This window comes from Aerococcus sp. UMB7834, assembly GCF_030215145.1.
Lineage (GTDB): Bacteria > Bacillota > Bacilli > Lactobacillales > Aerococcaceae > Aerococcus.
Map to the genome: position 1 here is coordinate 22,417 of NZ_JASOLI010000014.1, position 6,886 is coordinate 29,302.

The 6,886-nt window shown below is 48.7% G+C and carries 5 protein-coding genes; all 5 read left to right on the forward strand.

The annotated features are described in order from the left end of the window. Positions 1 to 25: 25 nt before the first annotated feature. The 5 genes from QP339_RS09370 (at position 26) to mutY (ending at position 6,670) form a co-directional block, all read left to right on the forward strand. Complete coding sequence (locus QP339_RS09370; protein ID WP_284911290.1) at positions 26 to 913, forward strand: DMT family transporter; 888 nt, start codon at positions 26 to 28, stop codon at positions 911 to 913. A 413-nt stretch (positions 914 to 1,326) separates the two neighbouring features. Beyond that, on the forward strand, positions 1,327 to 2,871 hold the full coding sequence (locus tag QP339_RS09375; protein ID WP_284911291.1) for a ClC family H(+)/Cl(-) exchange transporter: 1,545 nt from the start codon (positions 1,327 to 1,329) through the stop codon (positions 2,869 to 2,871). Between the two features lie 284 nt (positions 2,872 to 3,155). Then, on the forward strand, positions 3,156 to 3,872 hold the full coding sequence (locus QP339_RS09380; RefSeq protein ID WP_284911292.1) for a hypothetical protein: 717 nt from the start codon (positions 3,156 to 3,158) through the stop codon (positions 3,870 to 3,872). A gap of 505 nt (positions 3,873 to 4,377) precedes the next feature. Further along, complete coding sequence (recX, locus tag QP339_RS09385; RefSeq protein WP_284911293.1) at positions 4,378 to 5,421, forward strand: recombination regulator RecX; 1,044 nt, start codon at positions 4,378 to 4,380, stop codon at positions 5,419 to 5,421. 1 nt (position 5,422) lies between these two features. Continuing rightward, positions 5,423 to 6,670 carry an A/G-specific adenine glycosylase gene (gene mutY, locus QP339_RS09390; protein WP_284911294.1) on the forward strand — a complete coding sequence of 416 codons (1,248 nt, stop codon included), beginning with the start codon at positions 5,423 to 5,425 and terminating at the stop codon, positions 6,668 to 6,670. The last annotated feature ends 216 nt before the right edge of the window (positions 6,671 to 6,886 follow it).

The following is a 6,886-nucleotide window of genomic DNA, read 5'->3' on the forward strand; positions in this document are numbered from 1 at the left end:
TAAAGGATAGAAAGGATATGCTGCTGTGACAAATCGTAATAAGGGCATTATTGCCATCTTGATCTCTGCTTTTGGTTTTGCTGTGATGAATCTTTGCATCCCCTTAGCCGGAGACCTTCCCACTATTGAAAAGAGTTTTTTTAGAAATATTGTTGCCTTCGTCGTTGCCTTGACCCTCTTGATGCGGTCTTGGTCCCAAGTTAAGAACCAGGTCCAGGTAGGCGAATTGCCCTGGAAGACCCTCCTCTTAAGGTCGATCTTGGGGACGATTGGGGTCTTCTGTAATTACTACGCCCTCGATCACCTATTTCTTTCTGACGCTTCGGTTCTCAATAAGCTGGCGCCTTTTGCGACGCTTGTTTTTTCAGCGATTTTTCTCAAGGAGCGGATGGATAAGCAACATTTAATCGCCCTGGGCTTTGCCTTTGTGGGAGTCCTCTTAGTCAGCAAACCGACTGGAGCGACAGCCGATCTTCTGCCTTACCTTGTCGCTATCCTTGGGGGCTTGAGTGCGGGCGGAGCCTATACTGCGGTCCGTCAGCTCAACAAGCAGGGAGTCCCCAGTGCCTTTACGGTGGCCTTCTTTTCAGGCTTCTCCTGTTTAGTTTGTGTGCCGTATTTAATCTTTAACTATGTCCCCCTCGACCAAAAAGCTTTATTGGCTCTTTTAGGGGCAGGCCTAGCTGCCAGCTTCGGTCAGTTCGGGATTACCCTGGCTTATAAGTTTGCACCAGCTAATGAGATCTCTATTTTTGACTATTCCAGTATTGTCTTCAGTGGCTTACTCGGCTTCATCTTCCTTGGCCAGGTACCTGATGGCTGGAGTATTCTCGGCTATTTCATTATCTTTACAGGGGGCTTAGTCACCTTCCTCTACAACCGCCAATTGCCCCGCAAGCAGTTATCGCGTTAAGATATAATTTGAAGATATGTATGCTACAAGAAGAGGCTGGGGTAAGAACTCCAGTCCCTTTTTCTTTTGGGCTCCAGTCAAGTGAGCTAAGCGCCAAGTCTCACACCCTTAGTTGGGTTCGAGGATGCAGAAAGGGCTCCTCTTCACAAATGGGAACGACCGGCTAAAGCCGCTCTTATCCCATTTGCTCCAGAGGTCCCTTTCTCCCGCATCCTCTCACACCCTGCTTAGTCGGGTTCGACTTGGTAGACTTGGAGTGATTTCACAAGTAAGGAGCGAGCGAATGCTTCGCTCTTATCCTTACTTGCTCCAATCATCCAAGCCTGAACGCCAAGTCTCACACCCTTTTTTAACAAATACAAAGCTTTTGCCTGTGCTATACTAAGAGTAGTTTATTTCAAGGAGGGATTGTGTTGGAATCCAATCAAAAACAATTGAGCGCTGCTTTCAAACAATCGAGCTCGAAGTTGGCGCTAGCCGCGGAGGGGATCTTGGTAGGGATCCTGGCTGGTTTAGGGGCGGTGGCTTACCGCTATATCCTGACTTATGCTGGTACCTGGCAGCAGGCTCTCTACCAGATGACGAATTTTCCTTGGCTAATTGGTCTTTTTTTATTTTTAGGGATAATGGGGGCCTTAACGGGTATTCTCGTCCAATTGGCGCCCCTGTCCAGTGGGTCTGGGATTCCCCAGGTGTCAGGCGAACTTTTGGGTGAGATGTCTATGCGGCCTCTGCCCACGCTCTTTTCTAAATATCTGGGGGGATTTATGGCCATGCTAGCGGGGATGTCCCTGGGGCGGGAAGGGCCATCTATCCAGATCGGGGCGGCAATCAGCAAGGCCTATACTAAATGGCGCAAGCATGGCGACCTGAGCCAGCGTATCCTTCTAACCTCGGGAGCCAGCGCCGGCTTGTCAGCTGCTTTCAATGCACCGATTGCCTCGACCCTCTTTGTGGTTGAAGAAGTCCATAAGAATATCTCGCCCTTTATTCTTATTCCTGCTCTCTTGGCATCCATCAGTGCCGACCTGGTATCCAAGTGGGTCTTTGGCTTGACCCCATCCTTTGCGATCAAAATGGACCAACTTCTTCCCCAAACTAGTTATTACTTAATTATTATCCTGGGTCTTGTGACAGCCCTAGTGGGGACGACCTTCAATCAGGTTCTTTTAGCGTTCCAGCGTTTTTTACAGAAGCACTTCCCAAATGTTGTGGTTCGGATTGCCCTAGGGTTTCTCTTAACGGGGCTTATTGTGTGGGCTTTCCCCGCCTTGGCGGGTAGCGGGCATGACTTGGTCTACCAGTATTTAGAGATGCCTTGGCCCCTTAAAAGCTTAATCCTAGTCCTCGTCGGAAAACTACTCTTCACCTGTTTCTGTTATGGGACTTCCACACCGGGCGGGATCTTCTTGCCCACCCTCGTGATGGGATGTTTGACTGGGGCAGCCAGCTTCCAAGTTTTCAGCCTATTTATCGATTTAGATCCTGATCTCTTAGCTAATTTTGTCGTTCTAGGCATGGCAGGGGTCCTGACGGCAGTCGTCCGTTCGCCACTAACTTCCATGGTTCTTGTCCTAGAGATGGTGGGGAGTTTGCAGAACTTCCTACCTGTAGCCATTGTGGCCATCACAGCTTATCTGCTTGCAGAAGCCCTCAAGGTGGCCCCTATCTACGATAGCCTCTATGACCGTATGCGGCCTCTCCCCCAAGACCATAAAGAAAAGGAAGCCGCTATTTTGGAGTTTGATGTGCCCCTGACTTCTTCGCTAGCGGGGAAGAAACTAGCCGACCTGGACCTCCCCCAAGAAATTCTCATCGCTTCCATTGTGCGCGGTCGGGCCAGCCTTGTGCCTAAGGGGGCAACTACCATCCAAGCCAAAGACCGGCTCCTGATTGTGACTTCCAAGGATCATTTAGCAGCTACCAAGAAGCTTTTCCGAGAGGCTGCCAAGACCTAGGCCAAGTATTTTATAGAGACGAAACAATAATGTATCGCAAAAGAAAATAAGTAATGATTCGTCTAAAAGAACGAGCGCTTAGAAAGTGCTTGTTCTTTTTATTTGGCAAACATTTTATGAAAGGGGAGCTTAAGCAATGGTTGGGCTTATGTAATTTTTAGGTAAAAGAAATGTAAATCTTTCATGAAAAATCCCCAGATGGAATAAAAATTTGCTAGGCTATAAGTGTCTAAAATTTTATGTTTTTAGACGATAAAATACGATTAATTGGAGGTATACTTGTAATGTTAGGAACTCAGACTTTGGTGGCCGATTTTTCTGTGACCGAGGACCTTGAAGCTCTTTACAAGCGAGCTAAACGTGTAAAGACGCTGAATCTTCGCGAACAGGTGGTCTATCTCCACTACCAAGCAGATGCTGACCGCAAGGCTGGTCGTACCTTGGTGGTATGTAGTGACGGGTCAATCTTTAGGACCCAATCAAAGCCGGAAATCCTGATCCAGAATTATAGCGAGCGGATGGCTAAGGAACAGTTCTTCCATCAGAAACTGACAAAGAAACCTTTTCAGCCTGTCGTGAGTGCGGATTTAATCTTTGTTCCTTTGAAATCTGTTAAGCGGGGTAGTCCTTCCTGGCTAGCTCTCCATCAGGTTTACCGTCTGCCTAACTTGAAGGAGAAGAGTCGCCACACCATTGTGGAGGGGATGACCAATATTCACCTAACCCTCGACGTGCGTCCTAGCCGTTTTATTCACCTGGTTAGACAGGCTTATTTAAGCTGGGTTTTTCTCAATATGTCGGTTCTCTTGCATACGCCTAAGCAGCCCCCTTATTTCAAAATAGAAGATTTAGAGAATAGTCACCTCTTCCAAAGAATGCTCTACACTGAAGCTTCTGACCAATTTAGTGAGCTCTACCAAACAGCTGAAGACATCCATAGGGAGCGTTACAGTGAACAGCTGGAGCTCTGGCATGAACGGGTCTTAGACTTTATCCATTAGATTAAAGTATGCTATAGTAGGAGAGTATGACAAAAGTCGTTTAGGCCTGAATCAGCTAACGCTTACGATATCTGTAACTCGCTGGGCGTCGAACAGCTATAGCAGCTGTCCGCGAACTATATCCAAGCCTTGAGCAAGGCTTGGACATAGTTCGAGGTTGAGGCTGCAAGAGCAGACTTGAAGTGACTTCACCCAATCGAAACGCTCGGCCAAAGCCGCTCTTTTTCGTTTGGCCTCCAGTCCTTCAAGTCTAATCGCTCTTGCTCTCACCCTGATAGTCGGGTTCGGTCGCGCAGAAGTGGCTCCTCTTCACAAAGATCCGCCGAAGACTTTCAGTCTTCTTTGGCTCTTTGCTCCAGAGGTCCACTTCTAGCCGCGCTCCCTCTCACCCTATATGAAGTGGGTGACAGGACTGACTTTTGGAACAGATTTTTGAAAGAAGTTTGTTATTAAAAAAGAGGATAGATCTTTTGTCCCAGACTCTATAGTGAAAGGAGGCTCAGCTATGGTAAAGAAGAACTACCAAGGCCCAGTGCGGCTCTCAGACTTATCCGGCGATCATGTGAAAAACCCCTCCGCTGATCAGGCTAAGAAAGCAAGTCAACAGAAGGCGAAGCCCCGCCAGGCTCAAGATTTGGTCCAAGCAGCGCAAGCGCTGAAAGCCAAAAAAATAGATCAAAAACCGCAGCCTCCGCGAACAGACAATGACCAGGAAAAGTCTGAAGAAGCAGAGCTGTCCGGTGAAATCACCAAGATTGAAGCGCAAAAGCGGCGCAAACATCGCTTTAATATTTATCTCAACCAAAGCTATGCCTTTCCTGTAAGTGAAGCGACCCTGGTTAAGTTTGCTTTGGCCAAGGGTCAGGTCTTAAGTGCTGAGCGAGTAGCTGAGATCCAAGTAGCTGAAGCCGCTGCCCAGGCCTATCAGACAGCAGTGAATTATCTGAGCCATCAATTGCGTTCGGAGAAGGAGATCCGTCAACGGCTCCAGCGTGATGATTGGCCTGAAGGGGTGATTGACCAAACTATCCAGCGCTTAAAAGAACTGCGACTCGTCGATGACTTGGTTTATGGCCAGTCCTATACCCGGACGGCTATGCGCCTGCAGAAGAAGGGGCCCGGTCAAATTCAGCGCAAATTAAAGGAAAAGGGCCTCAGCGAGTCGACCATCCAACAAGCTCTGGAGGAGTATGATGATCAAACTGCCCAAGACAATATTGAAGAGCTGGCGGCTAAACGTTTGAAGCAACAAATGCGAAAATATGCCCAGCGCGATAGTGAACAGCGCACAGTGCGTTATTTGATGCAGAAGGGCTTCGATAGTGATGCAGCCAAGCAAGCGGTCCAAAGAGCGAGTCAAGACCTTGTTGATGACGATCTAGAAGATGATAAATTGGACCAGCAAGGCCAGAAGTACTGGCGCAAGTACCGCCGCCTAGACCCTAAAGAACGCTATTTTAAAGTCAAACAACAGCTTTACCGGAGGGGCTTTGAAGCAGGGGCGATTAAGCAATGGCTAGACCAAGTGATGGAGAAGGAAGAGGGATAATTTGCAGATACAAGACCATAAGCCCGAAGATTGGTTGGGGCGGAGTGCAATTGAAGACTTGGGCCCAGATATCCATGGCGTCCAAGTCTGGGGGCCTAAGACTAATGAGAAGTTTCAGACCACTTTGCTGGATTGGTATGACCAACATGGCCGCAGCCTTCCTTGGCGCGAATCGAAATCAGCCTATGCCGTCTGGGTCTCTGAAATCATGCTCCAACAGACCCAAGTGGACACGGTTATCCCTTACTATCAGAACTTTATGCAAAAGTTTCCGGATGTTAAGGCTTTGGCTCAAGCTGAAGAAGCGGACCTATTAAAGGCCTGGGAAGGCTTGGGTTATTATTCTCGGGTTCGCAATATGCAGGCGGCTGCCCAAACCATTATGGACGATTATGATGGTGAATTCCCCAGTGACTTAAAGGAAATCCAATCACTTAAGGGGATTGGTCCTTATACAGCAGGGGCCATCGCTTCGATTGCTTTCAATGTCGTGACACCAGCTATCGATGGCAATGCCATGAGGGTCTTCGCCCGGCTTTTTACAGTGAGTGCAGACATTGCCCAGGCTAAGAACCGGAAGATTTTTCAGGCATTGGGCGAGTATCTCGTGGATCCCACACGTCCAGGTGACTTCAACCAAGCCATTATGGACCTAGGTTCGAGTTATCAAAGGGCCAAGGATCCTGATCCTGAAGCTAGCCCTCTAAGAGACTTCAACCTATCGACTTTAACGGGGAAGACCTTGGATTATCCTGTCAAGAGCAAAAAAGCCAAGGCCAAGCATTACTACTATGATGCCTTGGTCTTGGAAGACAAGCTTGGGCGTGTCCTGATCTGCCAGCGACCAGAGACAGGTTTGTTAGCCAAGTTGTGGACGGTTCCTTTGCTTGAACGCCAGCAGCCTGCTGAAAGCTCCGGTCAACTGGGCCCCCTTTTTGCTGACCAAGTGGCTGAAGATGACCAAGCCATTTATGACAACTTGCTTGCGGAGAGCCAAGCCCACTACCATGTCAGCCCCATCTTCTACAAGCGCCAGCTCGCCGAAGTCAAACACGTCTTCAGCCACCAAGTCTGGCATATACGGGTCTACCAAGGCCAGCTAAAGGAAGACGCTGACCAAGTCATCGACCGCCTATCCAAGCAAGGAGCCAGCAACTGGTGCTGGCTCAAACTCAGCGACATGACCCAACACGCCTTCCCCACCGTCCAAATGAAAATCTGGCAAGCCTATGAAAAGAACAGGGTGTGAGCAAGAGCCCTTAGACTTGAATGACTGGAGCCCAAACGAAAAAAGAGCGGCTTTAGCCGATCGTTTCGATTGGGTGAAGTCACTTCAAGTTTGCTCTTGCGAACCCGACTAAAACAGGGTGTGAGACTTGGCGTCTAGGCTTGGATGATTGGAGCAAGTCAGAATAAGAGCGAAGCATTCGCTCGTTTCTGACTTGTGAAATCACTCCAAGCCTGC